Origin of the sequence: Stenotrophomonas sp. CASM106 (genome assembly GCF_049384825.1) — a bacterium.
Taxonomy (GTDB): domain Bacteria; phylum Pseudomonadota; class Gammaproteobacteria; order Xanthomonadales; family Xanthomonadaceae; genus Stenotrophomonas; species Stenotrophomonas muris.
Window position 1 is genome coordinate 1 of record NZ_JBMRFS010000003.1, and the last position, 20490, is coordinate 20490.

At 66.8% G+C, this 20490-nt stretch carries 17 protein-coding genes and 1 pseudogene; 9 read left to right on the forward strand and 9 right to left on the reverse strand.

Translation table 11 applies throughout. From position 1 onward, the window contains the following. Nucleotides 1–406: 406 nt before the first annotated feature. The gene (locus VG556_RS07355; RefSeq protein ID WP_100450424.1) at nucleotides 407–946 is read right to left on the reverse strand and encodes a WG repeat-containing protein; all 540 of its coding nucleotides are present in this window, start codon (nucleotides 944–946) and stop codon (nucleotides 407–409) included. After that, entirely contained in the window at nucleotides 943–2649 is a 1707-nt protein-coding gene (locus VG556_RS07360) for an alkaline phosphatase (protein ID WP_100450423.1), read from the reverse strand. Before VG556_RS07360 ends, VG556_RS07355 begins: the two co-directional genes overlap by 4 nt. Nucleotides 2650–2803: 154 nt before the next feature. Here VG556_RS07360 and VG556_RS07365 point away from each other — a divergent pair, with 154 nt between their 5' ends. Beyond that, entirely contained in the window at nucleotides 2804–4138 is a 1335-nt protein-coding gene (locus tag VG556_RS07365; RefSeq protein WP_100450422.1) for a dicarboxylate/amino acid:cation symporter, read from the forward strand. Nucleotides 4139–4191: 53 nt separating this feature from the next. Further along, complete coding sequence (locus VG556_RS07370; RefSeq protein ID WP_157806063.1) at nucleotides 4192–4344, forward strand: hypothetical protein; 153 nt, start codon at nucleotides 4192–4194, stop codon at nucleotides 4342–4344. Between the two features lie 10 nt (nucleotides 4345–4354). Here the strand turns inward: VG556_RS07370 and VG556_RS07375 are convergent, their stop codons facing one another. Beyond that, nucleotides 4355–5128 carry a C40 family peptidase gene (locus tag VG556_RS07375; RefSeq protein ID WP_100450421.1) on the reverse strand — a complete coding sequence of 258 codons (774 nt, stop codon included), beginning with the start codon at nucleotides 5126–5128 and terminating at the stop codon, nucleotides 4355–4357. Nucleotides 5129–5259: 131 nt separating this feature from the next. Continuing rightward, nucleotides 5260–5799, reverse strand: a complete 540-nt coding sequence (locus tag VG556_RS07380; RefSeq protein WP_026347086.1) for a C40 family peptidase — start codon at nucleotides 5797–5799, stop codon at nucleotides 5260–5262. A 111-nt stretch (nucleotides 5800–5910) separates the two neighbouring features. Here VG556_RS07380 and VG556_RS07385 point away from each other — a divergent pair, with 111 nt between their 5' ends. From VG556_RS07385 to VG556_RS07415, 7 genes and pseudogenes are all read left to right on the forward strand, one after another. After that, nucleotides 5911–6393 carry an FKBP-type peptidyl-prolyl cis-trans isomerase gene (locus VG556_RS07385; protein WP_014647924.1) on the forward strand — a complete coding sequence of 161 codons (483 nt, stop codon included), beginning with the start codon at nucleotides 5911–5913 and terminating at the stop codon, nucleotides 6391–6393. Between the two features lie 99 nt (nucleotides 6394–6492). After that, nucleotides 6493–7737: a DUF418 domain-containing protein gene (locus VG556_RS07390; RefSeq protein ID WP_041863671.1), complete on the forward strand. Its 1245-nt coding sequence runs from the start codon at nucleotides 6493–6495 to the stop codon at nucleotides 7735–7737. Nucleotides 7738–7772: 35 nt separating this feature from the next. Further along, nucleotides 7773–7925: pseudogene (locus VG556_RS07395) on the forward strand (amino acid dehydrogenase); the annotation flags it as partial. Then, a complete protein-coding gene (gene gorA, locus VG556_RS07400) occupies nucleotides 7922–9280 on the forward strand; it encodes a glutathione-disulfide reductase (RefSeq protein WP_100450420.1) in 1359 nt (452 codons plus the stop codon). The pseudogene VG556_RS07395 and the gene gorA, both read left to right, overlap by 4 nt. Nucleotides 9281–9440: 160 nt before the next feature. After that, complete coding sequence (locus tag VG556_RS07405; protein WP_014647921.1) at nucleotides 9441–10361, forward strand: DMT family transporter; 921 nt, start codon at nucleotides 9441–9443, stop codon at nucleotides 10359–10361. Then, a complete protein-coding gene (locus VG556_RS07410) occupies nucleotides 10268–10696 on the forward strand; it encodes an MGMT family protein (protein WP_401730001.1) in 429 nt (142 codons plus the stop codon). The genes VG556_RS07405 and VG556_RS07410 overlap by 94 nt, the downstream gene beginning before the upstream one ends. Nucleotides 10697–10789: 93 nt before the next feature. Continuing rightward, complete coding sequence (locus VG556_RS07415; RefSeq protein WP_014647919.1) at nucleotides 10790–11461, forward strand: rhomboid family intramembrane serine protease; 672 nt, start codon at nucleotides 10790–10792, stop codon at nucleotides 11459–11461. Between the two features lie 140 nt (nucleotides 11462–11601). On the opposite strand, the gene VG556_RS07420 is transcribed toward VG556_RS07415, so the two are convergent. The 5 genes from VG556_RS07420 to VG556_RS07440 all read right to left on the reverse strand — a co-directional run bounded on the left by VG556_RS07420 (nucleotide 11602) and on the right by VG556_RS07440 (nucleotide 20404). Beyond that, nucleotides 11602–13185, reverse strand: coding sequence for a phytoene desaturase family protein (locus VG556_RS07420; protein WP_100450419.1), 1584 nt, complete (start codon nucleotides 13183–13185; stop codon nucleotides 11602–11604). Between the two features lie 76 nt (nucleotides 13186–13261). Continuing rightward, a complete protein-coding gene (locus VG556_RS07425; RefSeq protein WP_100450418.1) occupies nucleotides 13262–13756 on the reverse strand; it encodes a VOC family protein in 495 nt (164 codons plus the stop codon). A gap of 123 nt (nucleotides 13757–13879) precedes the next feature. Then, nucleotides 13880–15886, reverse strand: coding sequence for a M13 family metallopeptidase (locus VG556_RS07430; RefSeq protein WP_032957468.1), 2007 nt, complete (start codon nucleotides 15884–15886; stop codon nucleotides 13880–13882). 215 nt (nucleotides 15887–16101) lie between these two features. Further along, entirely contained in the window at nucleotides 16102–18204 is a 2103-nt protein-coding gene (locus VG556_RS07435) for a M13 family metallopeptidase (RefSeq protein WP_100450417.1), read from the reverse strand. Between the two features lie 172 nt (nucleotides 18205–18376). Next, complete coding sequence (locus tag VG556_RS07440) at nucleotides 18377–20404, reverse strand: alpha/beta hydrolase family protein (protein ID WP_014647914.1); 2028 nt, start codon at nucleotides 20402–20404, stop codon at nucleotides 18377–18379. Nucleotides 20405–20490: the final 86 nt, after the last annotated feature.

Genomic DNA, 20490 nt, shown 5'->3' on the forward strand with positions numbered 1-20490 from the left:
TAAACCCCCAGGCCGGCCCAGCCGCTGGCGGCTGTGCGTTCGGGCGCTTGCGAAGCAGTGCTTCGCAAGCAAAGCGCCCTCACCCATGGGGGCTTGGCCGCGGCATCCATGCCGCGGACACTCCCGCAACCGGACCCATCCCGCCTTTGACAGTGTCCTGCGAACTGTCGGAATGGCTCTTGGGGTCAGATCCGTTTTCCTGCGGAAAACGGATCTGACCCCGTATTCAATTCGATATCTGAGAGAAAAATCGTGTCGACCAAGCTCGACACCTACCAGGAGCAACAGCAACCGCCGTGGTTGCCGGCCGCCCCGCCATCCCACGGAATGCACGCTGTTGCTGTTGCTGTTGCTTCGGCCGTTGCCGTTGCATCGGCAGGTGCAGGGCGCAGCCCTGCCGAAAAACCTACTTCACCCGACGGCCCGCGCGGTCGATGCGGAACCACTCCCCGCCTTCCATCGGCGTGTGGCCATCGGCATCCGGCGTGCCGCGCCGACAGCCGTTGCAGACCTCGGCCACGCCATCCTGGAACGGCCACCCGAAATCGTAGGTGCCGGGCACCACCTGGCGGAACGTCAGGTCGAAGTAGCCGACGCGGTTGCCGACGCGGCCGCGCAGCAGGCCTTCCTGCGGTGTTTCCGGGCCGTTGTCCCAGGTCAGCACAGGCAGGCTGCGGCCCTTGCGGTCGACGTAGTGGAAGCCCTGGTCGGCATACAGCACGGCCAGGCCGTGGTCGTCGTAGCTCAGGTCCTTCAGCGCATCGGCGCTGATCTTCGGCCGGTGATCGACCACCTCACAGTTGGGCAGCGGCCACAACCCGTGTTCGTCGGTCAGCAGCTTGCAGGCCGGCGCCTGCGCCAGCGCGCTGGAACCGGCCAGTACGCCGAGCAGGACCAGCGACCGCGCGAAGCGGCCGCGGTCGAGGCGGGCCTGCCGCACGATCACTTGGCCTCGGCCTTGCGCTCGAAGGCCGTCGGTGCCGGCAGCTGCACCGGCACGCCCTTGTCATCGCAGGTGCCGGCCTGGCACAGGCGCTCGCGCAGGGCCGGGGTGGCCTGCACGATCATGTGATAGATCGCGTTCTGTTCCAGCGTGCCGCGGATCGCCTTGCTGCCCGGGCCACGCGCCCAGATGCCGACATCCTCACCACCGTGCGATTCGGACTTCATCGGCACCAGTGCTTCCTGCATGTAGTCCGGATGCTCGGTGTCGACCTCGCGCAGGTTCGGGCGGCCGTTGGCCGGTTCGAAGCTGCTCGGGTTGTGCGGGTAACGCTTCGGGCCGGCCGGCTGCTGGTTGCTGCTGCCGGTATGGCCCGGGCCGTTGGCATAGCTCAGCGTGGTGTACGGCTGGCCGGTGCCGTCCAGCGCGTAGTCCAGCTTGCCGGCACCATCTTCGCCGCCCTTGTCCTTCACCTTGCCCAGGATCGGATTGCCACGTGCCGGGTAGCCGACGAAGTTCAGCGTATGCGAGTGGTCGGCGGTGACGATGATCAGGGTGTCGTCGGCCGAGGTCAGTTCGTTGGCCACGCGCACCGCGTCGGACAGCGCCACGGTCTCGGTCAGTGCACGGTAGGCGTTGCCGCTGTGGTTGGCGTGGTCGATGCGCGCGCCTTCGATCATCAGCACGTAGCCTTCCTGGTGCCTGGCCAGATTCCTGATCGCTGCAGCCGTCAGTTCGGCCAGGCTCGGCTCACCGCCCGGATCCTGCGGGCGCTCGTATTCGTAGCGCATGTGGTCCGGTTCGAACAGGCCGAGGATGGCCGGCGCATTGGCGGCCGCCGCCAGCTGCTTGCTGTTCCACACGTAGGCACCCTGCGGGTGCGCCTGCTGCCATTCCTGCACCAGGCTGCGGCCATCCAGGCGCTGGCCGACCTTGTCGTCGTATTCCGGATCGCGCTCTTCCACGGTGGTGAATTCACCGCGACCGCCGCCGAGAGCGACCAGCGGGCCGCGCCCATAACGCGAGGTCGACAGCAGCTGCTGTGCGATGTCCTTGCAGCCTGCAGCCTTGGCCGCTTCAGTCAGGTCGGTGTCGTTTTCCCAGTTGCGCTCGGGCGAGTGCGCATAGGTGGCGGCGGGGGTGGCATGGGTCAGGCGCGCAGTGGACACCACACCGGTGGCCAGGCCGGCGCTGTCGGCCAGCTGCAGCCAGGTCAGCAGGCCCTTGGACAGGCTGTCGGCGCAGTCGGTGCGGCTGCCGGCGCTGACACCGATCGCGCCCATGTGGGTCTTCACGCCGGTGGTGATGGCGGTCATGGTGCCGGCCGAATCCGGCGTCTGCGAATCGGTGTTGTAGGTCTTGCTGAACGCCGTGGCCGGGAAGCGCTCCCAGGACAGCAGGTTCTCCTCGCCCGAGCCACCCTTCTGCTGGCCTTCGTAGATGCGCGAGGCGGCCACGGTGGTCAGGCTCATGCCGTCGCCGAGGAACAGGATGACGTTCTTCGCCTTGCCGGACATCGCGCCGTTGGCGGCGGCCTGGGCGGCGCCACTGCGGTACCACCATTGCGGGGTCTCGCCGGCCGGATGGGCGACCGGGTCGACGGTGACCTTCAGGCCGGCCGGAACAGAGGCGGGGGTGGTGCTGGCGCAGGCGCCCAGCAGCAGGGTGGTGGCGCAGGCGGCCAACATTGAGACGGAACGGCGCATGGACGCTGGGATCTCACAAACTGTAACGGGACGTTCATTATGCCCGCCCCTGCAAGGCACGCCGATGACACACTGATTTGCCGGCCGGGCGGTCGTTCTGCGGGCCGCCTTGGGCTATCGTGCCAGCATCCCTTCCTTCCCCTCTGGATTGCCTATGAAGCTGGTCTCTGCCTGGCTGCGGATTCCATTCTGGCAGCGCGTGGTCGGTGGCTTCGTGCTCGGCGCGCTGGCCGGCTGGGCGCTTGGCCCGGCCGCGGAAACGTGGTTCGGCCCGCTCGGTGAGCTGTACGTCACCCTGATCAAGATGATCGCCGTGCCGCTGGTGTTCTTCGCGGTCATCAACGCGATCTCGTCGCTGCACGGGCAGAAGTCGGTCGCCGCGCTCAGTGGCCGCACCTTCCTGTGGTTCGTGATCACCGCGGCGCTGGCGGTATGCGTTGGGCTGGGCGTGGGGACCGTGCTGCAGCCCGGTGCCGGCGGGCTGCAGCTGACAATGGCCAGCAACTACGTGCCGCGCGAAGTGCCCAGTGTGGTGCAGGTGCTGCTGGACGTGGTGCCGGCCAATGTCTTCTACGCGCTGTCCGGCATCGGTACCAAGGTCAATGCGGCCGGTGAGACCGTGCTGGCGGCCGGTCGCGGCTCGATCCTGCCGGTGATCTTCTTCGCAGGCCTGGTGGGCTTTGCCATCGTCAAGCAGGGCGAGAAGGTGACCGAGGCGCGCAAGCTGGTCGGCCAGATGAGCGACATCATGATCCAGGTGACCCGCTTCGTGCTGGAAGTCACCCCGATCGGTACCTTCGGCCTGATCGCCGGCCTGGTCGGCAGTTATGGCTTCGAAAAGCTGCTGCCGCTGGGCCATTTCGTGCTGGCCCTGTACGTGGCCTGCGCCCTGCACATCGTGGTGGTCTACAGCGCGCTGCTGCTGGCGCACGGCCTGAACCCGCTGAAGTTCTTCCGCGGCGCGGCGCCGGGCATGCAGGTGGCCTTCGTCAGCTCGTCCAGCTTCGCCGCGATGCCGGTGGCGCTGCGTTCGATCACCCACAACCTGGGCGTGAACAAGGACTACGGTTCATTCGCGGTGCCGCTGGGCGCCAGCATCAAGATGGATGGCTGCGGCGCGATCTATCCGGCGCTGTGCGCGGTGTTCATCGCGCAGTACAGCGGTGTGCCGCTGACCCCGGAGCAGTACGTGGTGGTGCTGATCGCCTCGGTGCTGGGCAGCTTCGGTACGGCCGGCGTGCCGGGTACCGCGGTGATCATGGCCACGGTGGTGCTGAGCGCAGCCAACCTGCCGCTGGAGACCATCGGCTATCTGTATGCCATCGACCGCATCCTGGACATGATGCGCACGATGACGAATGTGACCGGCCAGATGCTGGTGCCGGTGATCGTGGCCAAGGAAACCGGGCTGCTGGACCAGGCGGTGTATGACAATCCGTCCAGCAATGTGGGCGTGGACGATCCTGACCCGACACCGCCACGCAGCTGAGGTTGCGTGGAGATGAAAGGCCCGCCCTGACCGGCGGGCCTTTCGTTTGGGAGATGGCTGACGCGCTGCCGGCCGTGGTAGATCCACGCCATGCGTGGATGGAGGCGGTGCCGACCAAGGTCGGCAGCTACCCACCATTACGCGGGCCCAACAAAAAAGCCGCTGCAGGGCAGCGGCTTTGCTTTGCGTATCAGGCGGCGCTGTGACGCCAGCCGGTCAGAGGTCGACCCGGCGGGCCTGCATGAACTTGTTGCCCCAGTAGCCACTGAGCAGGGTGTCCACGCGGACGTCCTTGCCCGAGCTCGGCGCATGCAGGAAACGGCCATCGCCGACGTAGATGCCGACGTGGTCGACGCGGCCCTTGCGGCCGAAGAACACCAGATCACCCGCGGCCAGCGCGGTGCGGTCGTTGATCAGTTCGGCATTGTCATCGTGGGCCATCTCGCGCGAGACGCGCGGAAGTTCGATGCCCAGGGCCGAACGGAACACATAACCGACCAGGCCGCTGCAGTCGAAACCGCTGTCCGGGTTGCTGCCACCCCAACGGTACGGGGTGCCCAGCAGGGTCATCGCGCGGCGCAGCAGCGACTGCACCTTGCCGTTGCCGGCGGCGGTGCCGACGACGCTGCCATTGGCGGCGCTGCTGGTGTCGTAGTTGGCGAGCAGGCGGCTGAGGTCGCCGGCCACCACGGCCGAGCGGTCCATCAGCGGAATGGTGTCGTTGGCGGCCAGGTGCGGCAGCAGGGCGGCCAGCGTGGCACTGGCGGCGGCATCGACGCGGCTGCGCTGCGGAGCGGCAGCCTCGGCCTTGGCGGCCGGTCGGGCGGTGCTCTCGGCCACCGGGGCCGGGGTCACATCGGAACGGTTCGGAGCAGTCTGCGACCAGGCCGGAAGGCTGGTCAGACACAGTGCCAGGCCAAGCAACAGCGGGCGGGCACTACGTGAAGATACGGAAGTCTGGCCTTCGCTTTTCAGGTCGTCAGTCGTCACGCGTCGGTCACAGGAAAAAAACGATGGGGCATCATGCCCTGTAAAAGCGCGGATAAGTTAAAAATTCCGTTAGTAATTCGTTAGTTACACAGTGATGTTCGTCACAGTTTTGAATATATCGCCTGTTCATTTTAGCGAAGGACGCGTTTCGCCCCTGTGTAGTGGTCCTTCCAGTAGGGACCGCTGAGCGAGTCCAGGCGCACGGTGCCGCCGGTGCTCGGCGCATGCACGAAGCGCCCTTCACCTACATAAATACCGACGTGGGTGACGCTGCCGCGGCTGCCGAAGAACACCAGGTCGCCGGTGGCCAGGCGCTGCGGGTCGATCTTCGGGCCCTGCACCGCCGCCAGGTCGCGGGAGGTGCGCGGCAGCCGCAGGTCCAGCATCTCGCGATAGACATAAGCGACCAGGCCGCTGCAGTCGAAGCCCGAATCCGGAGTGTTGCCGCCATAGCGGTAGGGCGTGCCGACCAGGCTGATGGCGCGCATCAGCACCGAGTTGGCAGCCTCGGGGTTGTCCGGCACGGTCTTTGGCCAGTTCGCCGTGGGCGGGGGCGGGGCCGGGCGGGTGGCCTTGCCACCGCCACAGGCGGTCATCAACAGGGGCAGGGCCAGCAGCAGGGCCGGGGCGAGAAACCGGCGCTGGCCGGACGAAACTGGCGTGATGTGCATGATCTCCGGATAATGCGCCACCTTGGATTGGCCGTCATGATGGCGGCGTCCCCGCCGGGCGACAACCCGCCCCAACCCGCCTGCCTCCGGCAGATCCAGACAGAGTTGCGCATGAAGATCGAAAAAGACCGCGTTGTCCGCTTCCACTACACCGTTTCCGAAGTCGGCCAGGAGCCGATCGAATCGTCCAAGGACCGCGGCGAGCCGCTGGCGATCCTGATCGGTCACGGCAACATCATCCCGGGCCTGGAAAACGCCATGATGGACAAGGAAGCCGGCGCGACCTTCAACGTCGACGTCAAGGCGGCCGATGCCTACGGCGAGCGTCGTGAGGGCCTGTCCCAGCGCGTGCCGAAGAAGCACTTCGGCAATACCAAGCTGGCGCCGGGCCAGCAGGTCGTGCTGCAGACCAACTTCGGCCCGCGTGCGGTGACCGTGCAGAAGGTCGGCATGAGCGTCGTCGACGTTGACCTGAACCATCCGATGGCTGGCAAGGACCTGCACTTCGACGTCGAAATCGTCGACGTGCGCGAAGCCGGCAAGGAAGAGCTGGACCACGGCCACGTCCACGGCGACGGCGGTCACCAGCACTGATCGCAGCGCGATCGTGATGGCAGCAATGGCCCGCTTCGGCGGGCCGTTGCGTTTCTGGAACACGCCGCGGCCATCCATGGTGCATGGGCCGGCGGCATAATGGCGGACCTGCCTGACGGACGCCCCGTGAACGCCGCTTCTCCTTCCCTGCAGCCGGTGGCTTCCGGCGAACGCATCGCCGTGCTGGACGTGCTGCGCGGTGCTGCGCTGCTGGGCATCCTGCTGATGAACATCGAGGCTTTCAGCGGCCCGCTGGACCTGGCCTTCACCGGCATTGACGTGCACTGGCGGGGCATCGATTACTGGGCCGACGCCTTCGTCTATGTGTTCGTGCAGGGCAAGTTCTTCACCCTGTTCTCGCTGCTGTTCGGTGCCGGCTTTGCGGTGATGGCACAACGCGCCGAGGTGGCCGGGCGCGACTTCACCCCGTTCTACCTGCGCCGCAGCGCCGGCCTGCTGCTGATCGGCCTGTGCCATGCACTGCTGGTCTGGTCCGGCGACATCCTGGTGATGTATGCGCTGGTCTCGTTGCCCTTGCTGGCCTGCCGCGAGGCGCCGCGCAGCTGGCTGCCGTGGATGGGCGTGATCGTCTACCTCGGCGGTGTAGCGATGATGCTGCTGGTGGGTGCGATGGTGTCGATGGCGTCGGCCGAAGAGGTGCAGGGCATGCTTGCCGAGGCGCAGCAGAGCATCGACCTGCAGCGGCAGGTGTACGGGCAGGGCAGCTGGGCGCAGGCCACTGTGCAGCGCCTGAGCGAGTTCGGCACCTCGATGGGCGCGTTGCTGATCAGCGGCCCGGAAGTGCTGGGCATGTTCCTGCTCGGCAGCTGGTTCGCCGGCAGTGGCGCGCTGGCGACGCCGGAGCGCTTCCCGCGGCTGTACGCGTCGCTGCGCTGGATCGCACTGCCGCTGGGGCTGCTGGTCACGCTGCTGGGGGTTGCCTGGAAACCCTACCTTGCACCCGGCGCCTACAACCTGCCGGTGACCGCGGCGATGGCCCTGGTCACGGTTGGCGGGCTGCCGATGTGCCTGGGCTACCTGGCGTGGATCGTGCACTGGCGCACGCGGCTGGCGTGGCTGGCGCCGGTGGGGCGCATGGCGTTGACCCACTATCTTGGCCAGTCGCTGCTGTGTACCTGGACCTTCTACCACTACGGCCTGGGCAGGTTCGAGATGATGCCGCGCAGCGTGCAGCTGCTGTTCGCGCTGCTGTTGTTTGCCGTGCAGGTGGCTGTTTCGCACGCGTGGCTGGCGCGCTTCCGCTTTGGTCCGATGGAATGGCTGTGGCGTGCAATGACCTACCGGCAGTGGCCACCGATGCGGCGCAGGACGAAGCAGGGGTGAGCGATGAGCGCGCACGCGCTGTGCTGATCGGCCGCGCGCCCGCGCATCCTCACGTCTGGCCTGCAGCGGGGCATGGCATGCTCGGCGTCAGCATGAGCGCCGGCATCGGCCAGCGGATCGCCGATCTCGTCTGCGGCCACACGCCAGCGATCGATCCTGCCCCTTACCGACCCGAGCGATTCCGATGAGCACTGCATCCTATGATTACGATCTGATCGTCCTTGGCGGCGGCTCCGCCGGCCTGGCCGGCGCGATCCGCGCCGCGCAGCACGGCAAGCGGGTGGCAATGCTGGAACCCGGCGAACTGGGCGGAACCTGTGTCAATGTCGGCTGCGTGCCGAAGAAGGCGATGTGGCTGGCGGCCGACCTGCACGAGCGCATCGGCCTGGCCAATGCGATGGGCTTCGATGTCGAGGCACGCCCGGCGCTGTCGTGGAAGGAACTGGTGATCCATCGCCAGGCCTACATCAGCAACATCCACACCAGCTACCACAAGCGCCTGGACGAAACCGGCGTGGTGCGCATTCCGGCACGTGGCCATCTGCTTGATGCGCACACCGTGGCCTGCAGTGATGGCGTGCGTTACAGCGCCGAACACATCCTGATCGCCACTGGCGCGCATCCACTGCGTCCGGATATTCCCGGCGCGGAGCTGGGCCTGGTCTCCGACGATTTCTTCGACCTGCGTGCGGCGCCGGCCGAGGTGGCGATCATCGGTGGTGGTTACATCGCGGTGGAGCTGGCTGGCCTGCTGCAGGCGCTCGGCAGCCGCGTGAGCCTGCTGGTGCGCGGCAAGCGCCTGCTGGAGCGCTTCGATTACGAGCTGACCGATCAGCTGGCCGAGAACCTGAAACAGCAGGGCGTGCGGATCCATTTCGACTATCGCCTGCGCGAACTGCAGCGCGATGGCGAGCGCGTGCGGGCGTTCGGCCATGACGGCCCGATCGACAGTGTGTTCGATGCGGTGTTCTTCGCTGCCGGCCGCCGCGGCAACAGCCGTGGCCTGGGTCTGGAAGCGCTCGGCATCGACATCGGCGAGCACGAGCAGGTGCAGGTGGACGAGTGGCAGACCACCCGCGTGCCGAGCGTGCACGCGGTCGGTGACATCGCCGGCAAGGTCGGCCTGACCCCGGTGGCGGTGGCCGCTTCGCGGCGGCTGATGGACCGCCTGTTCGGGGGCCGCCCGCAGTCCAAAATGGATTACGAGAACGTGGCCAGCGTGGTTTTCTCGCATCCGCCGCTGGGCGCGGTGGGCATGAGCGAGGAAGAAGCGCGCCGGCGTTTCGCCCAGGTGAGCGTCTACCACAGCCGCTTCCGCCCGATGCTGCAGGCGCTGGCCAATGGTACCCAGCGCAGCCTGTTCAAGATGGTCTGTGCCGGCCCGGAAGAACGCGTGGTAGGCATCCACCTGCTGGGCGAAGCGGCCGACGAGATCCTGCAGGGCTTTGCGGTGGCGGTGAAGATGGGCGCGACCAAGGCCCAGTTCGACGACACCGTGGCGATCCACCCGACCTCGGCCGAAGAAGTGGTGCTGATGCGCTGAGCCGGGATGTTGTGGGGCCGAGCCCTGCTCGGCAGCCTTTCGCCCCGGCCTGGCGACGCCGAGCGCAGGCTCGGCTCTACAGGGCAGCGGGCGCCCCCATGCGACAATGAGCGTCCCCCACGCCTTACCGGGCCGCTCTGCGCGGCCCGCCGTCGTCCTGATGTCCACTCCCGCTTCCCGCATCGCCACTGCTTCCCCACGCATTGCGCTGGGCGGCATCGGCCTGGCCGCGATCGGCGCCATCGCCGCGTCGGGCAAGGCGATCATCGTCAAGCTCGGCCTGCGCCACGGCGTCGATGCCACCACGCTGCTCGCCCTGCGCATGCTGATGGCGCTGCCCCTGTTCGCGTTGATGGCAGCGTGGGCCGCGCGCCGGGCCGAGCCGTTGTCCTGGGCCGACCGTGCCCGCGTGCTGTGGCTGGGCTTCACCGGCTACTACCTGTCCAGCCTGCTCGACTTCCAGGGACTGCAGTACATCAGCGTGACCCTGGAGCGGCTGATCCTGTACTTGAACCCGACCCTGGTACTGCTGATCAACGTGCTGCTGGCGCGCCAGCGGCCGGGCCGCTGGCAGATCGGTGCGCTGGTGCTGAGCTACCTCGGCGTGCTGCTGGCCTTCGGCCACGATCTGCAGCGCGAGGGTGGGCAGATCATCGTCGGCAGCCTGCTGGTGCTGGGCAGTGCCCTCAGCTATGCGCTGTACCTGTTCGGCAGTGGGCAGGTGGTCGCGCGCATCGGTGCGGTGCGGCTGACCGCCTATGCCAGCTGCGTGGCCAGCGTGCTGGTGCTGCTGCATTTCGCGGTGACCCATCCGCTGCCGCTGCTGTGGCAGGCACCGGCGCCGGTGCAGTGGCTGTCGTTGGTCAATGCCACCGTGTGCACGGTGCTGCCGGTGCTGGCGATCATGCTGGCGGTGCAGCGCGTGGGTTCGTCGCTGGCCGCGCAGGTCGGTATGCTGGGCCCTGTTTCCACCATCGTGATGAGCCTATGGCTGCTCGACGAACCGATGGGGCCGGCGCAGATCGCCGGCACCGTGCTGGTGCTGATCGGCGTTCTGCTGGTGACCCGCCTGCGGCGCTGACGCCGGAGCAGGCGCGTGCGCGCATCCTGGCGGTGATCCGCGCAATCCCGGCGGGGCAGGTGATGGGCTACGGCCAGGTGGCGATGCGCGCGGGCCTGCCCGGGCGTGCACGCCTGACCGCACGCATCCTGGGCCAGAACGACGACCCGGACCTGCCCTGGCACCGCGTGCTGCGCTCGGACGGGCGCATTGCCATGGAAGAAGGGTCGGCCGGCTGGCGCGAGCAGTCACAACGGTTGCGCGCCGAGGGTGTGCGGGTGGAGAACGGCCGGGTGCGGATGCCGGCGACCGATCCGGCGGCGGCGCTGGACGCAGCGGTGTGGGGCCCGGGCTGAGCACCGCTGGCGACTGAACAGGCCGGACCTGCGGGTCGCCAACAAGACACGATGCTGCGGCTATGATGGAGGCCGTTCCATGCCGGTGCTCCCATGTTCCCGCGACTGCCAACCGTCACCAAGGCCCTGCTGATCGCCAACGCGATCCTGTTCCTGCTGCAGCAGCCGTTCCTGCTCGGCATGCAGACCTTCGAGCCGTTCATGCTGCAACCGTTGCAGCAGGGCTTCGACGCTTTCTCGCCGGGTGGCAACTTCCAGCCTTGGCAGCTGCTGACCTACGGTTTCCTGCATGGCAGCTTCGGCCATCTGTTCTTCAACATGCTGGCGGTCTTCATGTTCGGCGCGCCGCTGGAGCAGACCTGGGGCGAGAAGCGCTTCCTGCTGTACTACCTGGTGTGCGTGGCCGGTGCCGGTGTCTGCCAGCTGCTGGTGGGTACGCTGCTGGAAAACCCTGCCACGGTGCTGGGCGCCTCCGGCGGCGTGTTCGGCCTGCTGCTGGCCTACGGCATGCTGTTCCCGAACCAGCGGGTGATGCTGCTGTTCCCGCCGATCCCGATGAAGGCGCGCACTTTCGTGATCCTGTTCGGTGTGGGCGAGCTGGTGCTGGGCATGACCGGCTGGCAGCCGGGCGTGGCCCACTTCGCGCACCTCGGCGGCATGCTGTTCGGCTGGTTGCTGATCCGCTACTGGCGCGGGCAGCCGCCGTTCAAGCGCCGCCCGCCCGGCCCACCGAAGCGCCCGAACCATCTGCGCAGCGTCAAATGATCCGAAGGATCATTTGACGCTGCAGGTGCCGACCGTTGGTCGGCACGCCTTCTCCCACGCGGGCAGGTGCCAACCCTGGTTGGCACGCTTTGAATGGGATCATTTGACGCTGCAGGTGCCGACCGTTGGTGGGCACGCCTCTACAGATCCTGCAACACCACCTGCGCCGCGTTGTGCCCCGGTGCACCGGTGACGCCACCGCCGGGGTGTGTGCCCGAACCGCACAGGTACAGCCCGGGCAGGGCGCCACGATAGCCGGCCTGGCCGACCATCGGCCGTGCCGAGAACAGCTGGTTGGCGCTCAGTGCGCCGTGGAAGATGTCGCCGCCGACCAGGCCGAAGGTGCGTTCCAGATCCAGCGGCGACAGCACCTGCCGACCGAGCACGCTGGCGGTGAAGCCGGGCGCATGCCGTTCGACGGTGGCGATCATCAGGTCGGCCACGGTCTCCCGGTGATCGTCCCAATGGCGGCCTTCAGGCAACACCGGCGCCACATGCTGGCAGAACAGGCTGGCCACGTGCTGCCCGGGCGGCGCCAGCGAATCGTCCAGCGTGCTCGGAATCAGCATTTCCACGATCGGTTCGCGCGCCCAACCGTCGCGGCGCGCATCCAGCCAGGCGCGGTCCATGTAATCCAGGCTGGGTGCCATGATGATGCCGGCGCTGAGGTGATCGCCGGGCCCGGGCAGGGCGCGGAACTCCGGCAGCCGCGACAGCGCCACGTTCATCCGGAACGTGCCGGAACCGCAGCGCCAGTTCGCCATGCGTTCGCGTGTCGCGTTGGGTACCTGTGCCGGTTCCAGCAATTGTTCGTACAGCAGTTTCGGATTGACGTTGGCGACCACCGTGCGTGCGCGCAGGATCTCGCCGTTGGCCAGTTCGACGCCCACCGCGCGGCCCTGTTCGATTCGCACGCGCTGCACGCCGGCCTCCACGCGCAGTTCCGCCCCGGCCTCGCGTGCCGAGGCTGCAATCGCCTGGCTGATCGCGCCCATGCCGCCGATCGCATGGCCCCACGCACCCTTCACGCCATTGCACTGGCCGAATACGTGGTGCAGCAGTACGTAGGCACTGCCCGGTGTATAGGGGCTTGCGTAGTTGCCGACGATGCCATCGAAGCCGAACAGCGCCTTGATCGGTTCGCTTTCGAACCAGCGATCCAGATACTCGGCTGCCGACAGCGTGAACAGGTCCAGCAGCTCCTGCCGCAGCGAGGCATCCAGCGTGGCCAGTTCACGACCAAGACGACCCATCTGCCACAGCGCAGGCAACGCGCGCCAACCACCCGCAACGCCGGCATCCGGTGGCGCGCGCAGGGCCCACGCGCGCAGCACATCGGCGAAGATCTCCAGGCGCGCTTCGTATTCGGGAAGCCGCTGCGCATCCCGCTCGGAGAACTTCGCGACCTCTGCCTGGGTGCGGCCCGGTGCCGACAGCAGGTAACGACCATCCTCCATCGGCAGGAAGTTGTTGACCGGGCGATTGATGATGCGCAGCCCATGCGCATGCAGTTGCAGGTCGTCGATCACCTTCGGCTGCAGCAGGGACACCGTGTACGACGCCACCGAGTTGCGGAAGCCGGGATGGAATTCCTCGGTGACTGCGGCACCGCCGAGAACGCCACGACGTTCCAGCACCAGCACCTTCTTTCCAGCGCGCGCCAGATAGGCCGCGCAGACCAGGCCGTTGTGGCCGCCACCAACGACGATCGCATCGCAGGACATCAACACCTCGCAAAAAGGGGACGGAGGGGATTAAGTCGCAATCTGCATCTGCACACGGGGCATGGGGAGAAACGACTTAATCCCCTCCGTCCCCTTTTTTGATTGCCGCTTCGATGGTGGCGATGTCGATCTTCTTCATCGGCATCATCGCGTTGAAGGCGCGCTTGGCCAATGTCTTGTCCTTGCTGGTCACGGCTTCGATCAACATGCGCGGGCTGATCTGCCAGGAGATGCCCCAGCGATCCTTGCACCAGCCGCATTGGCTCTCCTGTCCACCGTTGCCGACGATCGCATCCCACAGGCGGTCGGTCTCGGCCTGGTCCTCGGTCTGGATCTGGAAGGAAAACGCTTCGCTGTGCTTGAACGCGGTGCCGCCGTTGAGGCCGACGCAGGGAATGCCGCAGACCGTGAACTCGACCGTCAGCACGTTGCCTTCCTTGCCATCCGGAAAGTCGCCGGGGGCGTGATGCACGGCGATCACCGCGCTGTCGGGCAGGATGCTGGCGTAGAAGGTGGCGGCCTCGAGCGCGCCGTTGTCGTACCAGAGGCAGATCGTGTTCTTGTGTGCCATGTCGGGGCTCCGCGATGGACGAAGCCGCAGCGATAGCACGCGCGGTGTTAACCCGGGATCGTGCTGCACCCGCAAAAAAGGGCGCCCGAAGGCGCCCCCTGTACTACGGGTAGTGCGCGTGGCTCAGCGCCAGACCTTGATCTGGTCGGCTTCGCTGCGCTGCATCGGCTGGCCGGCCTTGCAGCTGAAGGTGGCACCGAATGCCGGCAGGTTGGCCAGCGTGCCGTTGCTGCGCCACAGGCCCGGCGCGCGGATGTCGGCGGTCAGGCGGCGCACGGCCTCGTTCGGCGACAGCTGCTGTGCCCACAACGCCGACCAGGCGCGGAAGAAGCCCTGCTGCTGTGCCGGCTTGGCCTTCGGCTCCTGCGCGGTATAGGCCGCCCAGGCCAGTTCCAGACCGGCGATGTCGGCCAGGTTCTCTTCCTGGGTGAGCGTGCCGTTGACCTTGGCACCCTTCACGCCCGGGAAATCGTAGGCGCTGTACTGCGCGGCCACGCGGTTGCCAAGCAGGGTCCAGGCGGTCTTGTCGGCCGGGGTCCACCAGCTGCGCAGTTCGCCCTTGGCGTCGACCAGTGCACCCTTGGCGTCGATCGCACGGGTCAGCTCATGGCCGACCAGGCCACCGAAGCTGCCGAACTTGTCGGCGGCGTCGGCCTTGGCATTGAACACCGGGCCCTGCAGAATCGCCGCGGTAACGATCAGGCGGTTCTGTGCCAGGTCGTAGGCCAGCGACGGCTGCTGCGGCAGCACGTCCCAGCGGCGGTCGGCGTTGCCCTTGCCGATGCGCTTCATTTCCTCGCGGTGGCGCCAGGTCGACGCGATCAGCATGTTGCCGCCGAACGAACCGCGGCCCATCGGCTGCACGCTGTAGTCGAGGTCGCGCAACGGGGTGCCGATCTCGATCTTCAGCGCAGCCAGCTTGGCCTGCGCTTCGGTCTTGGCTTCGGCGCTCATCCAGCTGTTGTTCTTGACCGCCTCGATCTGCACTTCGCGCAGCTTGTCGACGATCCACGCCGCCTGGCGACGGTCTTCGGCCGACAGGTAACGGGCCGCATATTCGCGGCCGACCATCGGGCCGGCGGCCACGTTGATCGCCTCCAGCACGTCTTCCCAGCGCTGCGGCGGCAGCGTTTCGCCACGCAGCACGCGGCCACGGAATTCAAACTCCGCGTCGCGGTAGGCCTTGGACAGGTACGGTGCCATCGAGTCGCCCACGCGCCAGCGCAGGTAGGCCTTCCACTGGTCCGGCTTGAGCTTGGTGACCATGCCATCGAGCTGCTTGAACAGGCCCGGGTCGGCCAGCGAGACCAGGTCGTCGTCCACGCCCTGTGCCTTCAGGAACGCGTCCAGCTGCAGGTTGCGGTAACGGCTGTTGAGCTCCTTGGTGGAGATCGGCGCGTAGTTGTTGAACGGGTTGTTGATGCCGGCCAGCGACTGCGCATTGCGCGCCAGCTCGGTCTCCAGCGCGATCACCGCCTGCGATTCGGCATCGAGCCTGGCCGCCGGGGTGCCGGTCAGCGCCAGGATCTGCTTGACGTAGTTGCGGTAGCGCCCCATCAGCGCCACGGTATCGGCGTCGGTGCGGGTATAGAACGCCGGGTCCGGCAGGCCCATGCCGCCCTGCATGAAGTAACCGATGTGGCGGTCCAGTGCCTTCAGGTCGACGTCCGGGCCGAAGTTGAAGGCCACCGGGATGCCCACCTGGTGCAGCGCGGCGATCGAGGCCGGCACATCCTTGGCCTTCTTGATGGCGTTGATGCGGGTCAGCAGCGGCGCGATCGGGTTGGAGCCGTCCGCTTCCACGGCGGCTTCGTCCAGGCCGCTGGCCCAGAAGTCGCCCAGCAGCTTCTGCACGTTGCCCTGCGGCGACTTCATCGCGGCGTCGAGCAGTTCACGCTGCTGCTGGCGGCTGCGCTCGACCAGCTGGCCGAGCGCGGTGGTGGCACCGGTCTGCGGCACCGGGTTGGCCTTCAGCCAGCCTGCGTTGGTGGCGTCGTAGAAGTCGCTGCACTGGGCGCTGACGGCCGGGGCGCGCGCGGCCTTCTTCTTGGCGGCGAACGCATCGTGGGTCGGGACCAGCGTCGCCAGGCTGATGCCCAGGGCGATGGCAAGCGGACGGAAATTGGGCATGTGGAACGAATCCGTGATGGATTGAGGGCGCGCGCACTATAGCAAGCCGTGCATGGGCGCGGCATGCACGCGTCACGGTGGCGCCGCCGGGCCGTGCGCCGACCAGGGTCGGCATCTACCAACGGCCTGGGCCATGCGTGGATGACGGGCGCTGTGAAAAACAAAGGCCCGGGATTCCCGGGCCTTTGCAGGTCTGCCGCAGCGTCAGCCGTGGCTTACCAGATCACCACCTGCTGCTCGCCGGTGCGGGCCATCGGCGAACCGGCCTTGCACTGGAACGCGGCAGCGAAGGTCGGCAGGTTCGACGGCGCACCCATGGCGCGGAACTGCGCCGGGGCGTGCGGGTCGGTGGCCAGGCGGACCTTGGCGTTTTCCGGGGTGTACTTGGTGCGCCACACGGTGGCCCAGTTGAAGAAGAAGCGCTGGTCGCGGGTGAAGCCGTCGACCTTCGCATCTTCCTTGCCGGCGGTCGCCTTCTGCAGGGCGTCGTAGGCGGTGGCCAGGCCGCCCAGGTCGGCGATGTTCTCGCCCAGGGTCAGGTGGCCGTTCACTGCCTGGCCGTCGACCTTGTACTGGTCGAACTGCTTGACCAGCTTGCCGGTGAGGCCTTCGAAGTTCTTCTTGTCGGCCGGGGTCCACCAGTCTTCCATGTTGCCGGTCGGCCCGAAGCGTGCGCCCTGGTCGTCGTAACCGTGGGTCATCTCATGGCCGATCACCGCACCGATGCCGCCGTAGTTCAGCGCGTCGTCGGCCTTCGGATCGAAGAACGGCGGCTGCAGGATGGCGGCCGGGAACACGATCTCGTTCTGCAGCGGGTTGTAGTAGGCGTTGACGGTCTGCGGGGTCATGCCCCACTCGGTCTTGTCCACCGGCTTGCCGATCTTGGACAGGTTGAACTTGTAGTTGAACTCGTTGGCCGCGCGCACGTTGCCCAGGTAGCTGTCGCGCTGGGTCTGCAGGCCCGACCAGTCGCGCCACTTGTCCGGGTAACCGATCTTCGGGGTGAAGGTTTCCCACTTGGCGATGGCCTTGGCCTTGGTTTCCTCGCTCATCCAGCTCAGGCCCTGGATGCGGTCCTTCAGCGAGGCGGCCAGGTTCTTCACCAGTTCTTCCATCTTCGCCTTGGCTTCCGGCGAGAAGGCCACCTTCACGTACAGCTGGCCGAAGGCTTCACCGGCATCGTTTTCGATGGTGCCCAGCACACGCTTCCAGCGCGGCTTCTGCTGCTTCTGGCCGTTGAGGGTCTTGCCGTAGAACTCGTAGTTCTCCTGCACGAAGGCATCGGCCAGGTACGGCGAGGCGCTGTCCACGGTGTGGAAGCGCAGGTAGGCGCGCCACACCGACGGATCGGTGTCGGCCAGCGACTTGCTCACTTCCTCATGGAAGGCCGGCATGGCCAGCGAGAACTTCTCCGGCGCGGCCACGCCCTGCGACTTGAAGAACTCGGTCCAGCTGAAGTTCGGGGTCAGCTTGTCGGCGTCGGCCAGGGTGACCGGGTTGTAGTACAGCTCGACGTTGCGCGACAGCTCCACGCGCGACTTGGAGGCCTTGGCCAGGCGGGTTTCGAACTTGACCACGTCCTCGGCCTGCTTGGCTGCATCGGCCGCGGCCACGCCGGACAGCTCCAGCACCTTGGCGACATGCGCCTGATAGGCCTTCAGCTTGTCGGCGTTCTTGGCATCGGTGTAGTAGGTGGTATCCGGCAGGCCCAGGCCGCCCTGGCTGGCATAGGCCATGTTCACCCCGGAGTTCTTGAAGTCGGCTTCAGCGCCGAAGCCGAACAGGAGGTTGTCACCCTTGGCGGCGCTGGTGCGCAGGTAGTTGGCGATGGCCGCCTTGTCCTGCAGGCCGTCGATCGCAGCCAGGTCGGCCTTCAGCGGCTCGATGCCCTGGGCGTTGATCTTGGCTTCGTCCATGCCGGTGGCCCACAGGTCGCCGACGATCTTCTCGATGTGGTTCGGGTTCTTGACCTGCGCAACCTGTTCGGCCAGCTGGTGCTGCACGGCCACCGAACGCTCGTCGAGGATGGTGAACGCGCCCCAGCTGGTGCGGTCGCCCGGGATTTCATTGGCGGCCAGCCACTTGCTGTTGACGTAGTCGCCGAAGGCGGTGCACGCGTCCTTGGTGGTGTCCAGGTCGCTCGGCTGGAAGGCGTTGTAGGCCGGCAGCTTGCTGTCGTCCAGCTTGTAGGTGGTGGCTTCGGCGGTGGCCGGGGCGGGGGTCGCGGCATCCTTGGCCGGGGTTTCGTTCTTGCCGCAGCCGGCCAGCACGGCCGACACGGCCAGGCTGAGCAGGACGATCTTGGGAGTGCGCGTCATCACTATTCTTGGCCTCCAGGCCGAGTGAGTCAGGGAGAAGCCGCAGGTACGGCCGTGGGCCGAACGATACGCCGCCGGCCTGGCCTGCAAGGGTGTCGAAGGTCATGTCCGGGCGCAAGGGCCAGAACGTGCAAGGGCGCCCCGTGGGCGCCCTTGCAGGAAGCGGTGCGGCTTACAGGCCGCCGCCGCCGCAGCCCTTGCCCAGGTAGTCGTCGATCAGCCTGAGCTGGTCACCCATGATCGCGCGGGTCCAGGCGGGACCATGCGCGTAGTCGGCGATGGCGTGGAACTCGACCGGCTGCCCCGAACCCCTGGCCTTGTTCACGAACCACTCCGACTGCTCGATCGGCACCGTGCGGTCGCGGTCACCGTGGTAGACCATCAATGGAATCTTCATTTCACCGGCCTTGTCGACCGGGTTGAGGCCGGCCACGGTCGGCGCCTGGGCCTGGCGGAAGAACGGGTTGGTATAGAAGCGCGACCAGATCTTCTTGATGTCCGAAACGCCGGCACCGGCGATGGCGCACTTGTACAGGCCATTGGGACGCACCGAAGCCGCGAACGCCGAGTAGCCGCCATAGGAGAAGCCGAACATGGCGATGTGGCCGGGCTGGGCGATCTTCTGGTCGATCATCCACTGCGCGCCATCGTCCTTGTCGTCCTGCATCTTCTGGCCCCATTCGGCATCACCGGCCATCCACAGCTTGCGGCCCCAGTCGGCCGAGCCGCGGAACTGGGGGCGCAGGACCGCCATGCAGCGTGATGCCATCAGCGGTACCCACATCGAGCCGTCGAAGTCCATGCCATCGCGTGCCCACGGGCCGCCGTGCGGATGCACCACGGCTTTCCACGGGCCGGCACCGCACAGCTCGGTGCTGGGCGTGGTCAGGAATGCCGGAATGTCCAGCCCGTCGCGTGCCTTGTAGTAGACCAGCCGGGTGGTGCCCAGCGCGGCTGGCTGGATCTGCGGATAGGTCTTGGCCAGCAGGGTCAGCTTGCCGTCGTGCAGCAGGTGATACTCGGGCGGGTTGGAAGGGCCGGAGGTAGCCACCAGCACATTGGAAAGATCGGCGGTGTAGTCGACGATGCGGTAGCTCAGGCCTGTATCGTAGTTGGCGGTGTAGCGCTGGCCGTTCGCGGTATCGACCATCGCCAGCGGCTCCTGGCGGATGCCAAGCGCCTGGCGCAGCCCCTGGTCCAGGGCCTTCATGCGCGGAGAGGTCCACTGGATGTCGTCGCCGCGCGGACCGGCGTAGCCGATTCCCATGATCTCGCCGAAGGGTACCGCACCGCTCCGGTGGCGGTTGATCAGCATCGAGCCGGCGTTGAACAGTTTGTGCTCGAACAGCACTTCCTTCTGCTTGCGGGCCGTGATGTCGTACTCGTAGACGATTGATTTGTCGCGGCCGACATTGCTGAGTACGAACGCGATGTTCGGATCATCGGCAAAGCCGATCACCTGGTTGACGTCGCGGTTCTTCACGTAGGAGCGGAAATGCTCCTCCCAGGCACCGTTGGCAGGCGAGCGGAACTCGGTGGCGACGTAGGCGCCGGTACCGTCGACGTCCTGCCGCAGGCGTGCCCGCAGTTCACTGTCCAGGTCGGTGATATAGCCCGCCACGCGCTCTTCGGTCTTCTGGATGCGCTGGGAGGTGAAGTTGCGCAGGTCGACCTTGTAGACGTCACCGGAACTGCTGCCCGAACCGTTGACCACCAGGATGTGGTCGGGATCGTTGGGCAGGGTGTCGAGCACCGTGGCGTTGGCCAGTGCCTGCTCGAGCTCTTCATTGCGACTGGAGGCGCGCGGCGGCGTGATCGGCTCCTTCCACTGCTTGCCTTCGATGTCGGTTATGAAGAACTTGCTGACGAAGGTCTTGGTCACCCGGTCGGCGCGCAGGTCGTAGGGTTGCCACAGCACGACGGCCAGCTGTCCGTTCTTGATGAACGACACGCTCTGGAACTTCATGCGGTTGGCGCCGATCACCGTGGGTGGCTTGTCCAGTGCATCGGTCCGCCAAACCACGATCACGCGCTCCTCGCCATCGGCGCGAAGGCCGGCGATGTGTTTTCCGTCTGGTGACAACGACAGGCTGGAGATGGCCGGGAAGGCGGCCATCTGTTCGATGGTGGGCGCCACAGGCTTGGCGTGCAGCAACGGTGAAAGGCTGGCCAGGGCCGCCAGCAGCAGGGCTCGCTTCATTGCAACCTCGGAATGCGTTGGCACCGGCCTGCGGAGAATCCGGTGCCTGAAATGGAACCGCCGCCCCGAAGGGCGGCGGTTGCAGG

What these genes read in the sequence shown, in the direction of transcription:
- VG556_RS07415 (WP_014647919.1), top strand. Translation starts at nt 10,790, where the DNA reads ATGTTCCCGCGACTGCCAACCGTCACCAAGGCCCTGCTGATCGCCAAC.
- VG556_RS07425 (WP_100450418.1), bottom strand. Translation starts at nt 13,756, where the DNA reads ATGGCACACAAGAACACGATCTGCCTCTGGTACGACAACGGCGCGCTC.
- VG556_RS07360 (WP_100450423.1), bottom strand. Translation starts at nt 2,649, where the DNA reads ATGCGCCGTTCCGTCTCAATGTTGGCCGCCTGCGCCACCACCCTGCTG.
- VG556_RS07365 (WP_100450422.1), top strand. Translation starts at nt 2,804, where the DNA reads ATGAAGCTGGTCTCTGCCTGGCTGCGGATTCCATTCTGGCAGCGCGTG.
- VG556_RS07420 (WP_100450419.1), bottom strand. Translation starts at nt 13,185, where the DNA reads ATGTCCTGCGATGCGATCGTCGTTGGTGGCGGCCACAACGGCCTGGTC.
- VG556_RS07385 (WP_014647924.1), top strand. Translation starts at nt 5,911, where the DNA reads ATGAAGATCGAAAAAGACCGCGTTGTCCGCTTCCACTACACCGTTTCC.
- VG556_RS07405 (WP_014647921.1), top strand. Translation starts at nt 9,441, where the DNA reads ATGTCCACTCCCGCTTCCCGCATCGCCACTGCTTCCCCACGCATTGCG.
- gorA (WP_100450420.1), top strand. Translation starts at nt 7,922, where the DNA reads ATGAGCACTGCATCCTATGATTACGATCTGATCGTCCTTGGCGGCGGC.
- VG556_RS07435 (WP_100450417.1), bottom strand. Translation starts at nt 18,204, where the DNA reads ATGACGCGCACTCCCAAGATCGTCCTGCTCAGCCTGGCCGTGTCGGCC.
- VG556_RS07380 (WP_026347086.1), bottom strand. Translation starts at nt 5,799, where the DNA reads ATGCACATCACGCCAGTTTCGTCCGGCCAGCGCCGGTTTCTCGCCCCG.
- VG556_RS07390 (WP_041863671.1), top strand. Translation starts at nt 6,493, where the DNA reads ATGGCGGACCTGCCTGACGGACGCCCCGTGAACGCCGCTTCTCCTTCC.
- VG556_RS07370 (WP_157806063.1), top strand. Translation starts at nt 4,192, where the DNA reads ATGGCTGACGCGCTGCCGGCCGTGGTAGATCCACGCCATGCGTGGATG.
- VG556_RS07440 (WP_014647914.1), bottom strand. Translation starts at nt 20,404, where the DNA reads ATGAAGCGAGCCCTGCTGCTGGCGGCCCTGGCCAGCCTTTCACCGTTG.
- VG556_RS07430 (WP_032957468.1), bottom strand. Translation starts at nt 15,886, where the DNA reads ATGCCCAATTTCCGTCCGCTTGCCATCGCCCTGGGCATCAGCCTGGCG.
- VG556_RS07410 (WP_401730001.1), top strand. Translation starts at nt 10,268, where the DNA reads ATGGCTGCTCGACGAACCGATGGGGCCGGCGCAGATCGCCGGCACCGT.